Source organism: Carboxylicivirga linearis, from assembly GCF_018271995.1.
GTDB classification, from domain to species: domain Bacteria; phylum Bacteroidota; class Bacteroidia; order Bacteroidales; family Marinilabiliaceae; genus Carboxylicivirga; species Carboxylicivirga linearis.
In genome coordinates, this window is the sequence record NZ_JAGUCO010000069.1 from 1 (window position 1) to 2,835 (window position 2,835).

At 37.8% G+C, this 2,835-nt stretch carries 2 protein-coding genes; both read left to right on the top strand.

Features of this window, described 5'->3' with window-relative positions; all coding sequences use genetic code 11:
* On the top strand, nt 1–1,116 hold a 1,116-nt coding region (locus tag KEM10_RS23520; protein ID WP_212220749.1), incomplete at its 5' end, for a hypothetical protein.
* Nucleotides 1,117–1,153: 37 nt separating this feature from the next.
* A partial coding sequence (locus KEM10_RS23525) for a CHC2 zinc finger domain-containing protein (protein WP_212220752.1) occupies nt 1,154–2,835 on the top strand: 1,682 nt, incomplete at its 3' end.

The window sequence follows — 2,835 nt, forward strand, 5'->3', positions numbered from 1 at the left end:
ACAATGAAGGAAAAACAAAGCAATATGCAGGATGCGATATATAAAAACCTGCAAGAAAATAAGAATTATGCGTACGAAATCAGGGTTGAAAGCAACTCTGGACATATACTGATTGTACCTCGAACAAACAATATCGAAGCTTTTACTGAAAACATTGAATCGGCAAAGGATATAGCCCGACAGGAAGGCAAAAATATCAAAGTATGTATTTACAGGGGTATGAGTCCAAAAGCCGGAAAGGTAGAAGAATACCCTATTACACTTAGCGAAAACAAGACGAATAATTCTTCTAACCAATCTCAAATAGAACAAGCCATTGAAAGTGCATTGCAAAAACATAAAATGGCAAGCAATAACAGCTTTATGGGGAACCTTGATGGAATAAGCCAATTGTTTGGGGCTTTAACAGGCATAGAAACAGACAAAGAGAATACGAGCAATACTTTTAATGGATTGGCAGGATTATTAGGAGCAGTAAACAACGCCCGTCACGAAAATACCCTGATGCAGTTTGAAAAGAAACTGAATGATTACAAACAAGAAACGCTTATCGAAACACTACAAAAGCAAGTTAAAGAGCTCGCTGTTGAGAGGGATGCATTAAAAGACCATAATGCGAAATTGGAAAAAGCCAATAGCGAATATGTTTCGGAGATATCAGACCTTGAAACCCGATTGGCAGGGTATTCTAATACAGAAATTATAAAGCGTGTGGCTACAGGTGTGTTGTCAGGCATAGGAAGTAAATTGCTTGCAGGAAGCCCTAAAGCAGCTGAGTTATTAGGCTTGACTAAAGACGAATTACAAAATGCCTTGGGCTTTATTGAGGAAGAAGCATCAAATGGTCAAAGTCATACTCCGGAAGTCAATGTGCAAGTAGAGGAACTTCATTCTCCACAAACGGAACAACAAAAGCAGGTTTTTAAAGCCATTGACGATACAGCCAATGCATTAAAACAGGGAGATATCAATTTTGCATATTACATGATTACCATTATTGGCAATTGCATGGATAGCCAGGAACTCACTGAAAGTATGGTTCATCATCTGGAAGAAGAAAAGCAAAGGATGAATATGGAAAACGAGATACAGAATACCTCTGAGGAAGAACAATAGGGTTTGAATAGCCTGTTTACGGCACAATGGAAAACAAATGCAGACAATCGAAAAAGTAAAACAAATTGACATCAAAGCCCTTATTGAAAAGGAAACGGGCATAAATTTCAATAAAGCCAATCAACTTGAGAAATGCCCCTTTTGTGGAAGTGGTCAAGGGATAAACCATTCTCCGGCTTTCAGTGTGAACACCCGCAAAAACTATTTCAAATGTTTTTCGTGTGGTTCCGCTGGTTCTGCAATTGATTTTGTCATGTTATTCAATAATGGATGGAACGAGCATAAAGCCATTACATATTTACAGGAAGATTACCTGGGCATTCGAGACGTTTTTAAACCGTCAACCAAAACTAACACATCTGCGTTTGACAAAATGCTCTTTGCCATAAGAAACAACCCATTAACAAAGGCAAGCGAATATCTTCAATCCAGAGGAATTGATGCAGAATCCTTACCACAAGGAAGTTATTGGTATGATTCTTTATCCAATGCCATTGTATTTACTGATACGAATGATAAGCTTATCAATCGCAGGATGATTAATCCTGAAAAAGGTAAGCCTAAAGCCAAAAATAACGGAACATTAAACGAGAGCATTTACGATAAAATGTTCTTTCCTGACTCTGATGTGGTTTTCTTGCAAGAGGGTGTTATCAATGCCTTATCTATGGTTGGATGTTCTTCTATTGCCTTGTTTTCAACTGAAAACAAAATAAAAGAGCCTAAAGTTTTGCTACCATATCTTCAGGGAAAGAAAGTGGTTTTGGCAATGGATAACGATGATGCCGGAAACAAATGTGCAAATTATTACAAAGACTTTATTCTTTCTAGTCGGTTTGACATTCAATCGTTACGAAGATTGGTATTGCCGGAGAAAAAGGATGCCAATGATTTGTTACAGGAAAAGTCATTAATCAGCCATCTTCAAAATATGGATAATTACCAATTGCTATGGGAGGATGTTGTTACCAAACCAATTCCTTTAAACAGTGAAGACAAGCAAGCGGATAATGAAGAATATTATTTCTTTGTGGAAAATGGCTGTTATTACATGAAGGAAACCATTAAAGGGAAGCCTATCGTTAAAAAGCTATCTAACTTTCTAATGGAATCGGTTTATCACTTGATGGATGGCACTAAGGAAAGTAGGCGTCTGGTCAAATTTCAGCGTAATACAGGAGAAGTTACTGTTAATGAAATAATGAGTTCAGAATTGAATCTGGACAGGTTTAAAAAGGTAATCCGAAGCATATCAAGCCGTGGTTTGACTTTCTTTGGCAACACTCAGCAACTTGATAATATCTTAACCTATCTGTATGACCGTGAAAAGAATGCCATTGCGATAAATCAGTTAGGCTATCGAAGCGAACACCAGGTTTATTGCTTTGCCGATGCTGTGATTGACAAAGATAATGTCACTACATATCCTGATAAGTTAGGTATTGTCAATACGGATGTCACATCACTTTATTTGCCTCCATTTGCCTATACCAACCTGAATGATAAAAGCTATTCTGCTGAGCGTAGGTTTGCTTACAAAGCCGGCAATTTAAACTTTGATTCATGGGCTGAGCTTATTTATAAGGCTTATGGCATAAACGGGGCTGTGGGCATTTCGTTTGTCATACTGGCGTTATACCGAGACATTATTCTTGATATAACAGGCTTCTTCCCATTTTTATTCCTGTTTGGTGACCAGGGAGCCGGAAAGTCCAATTT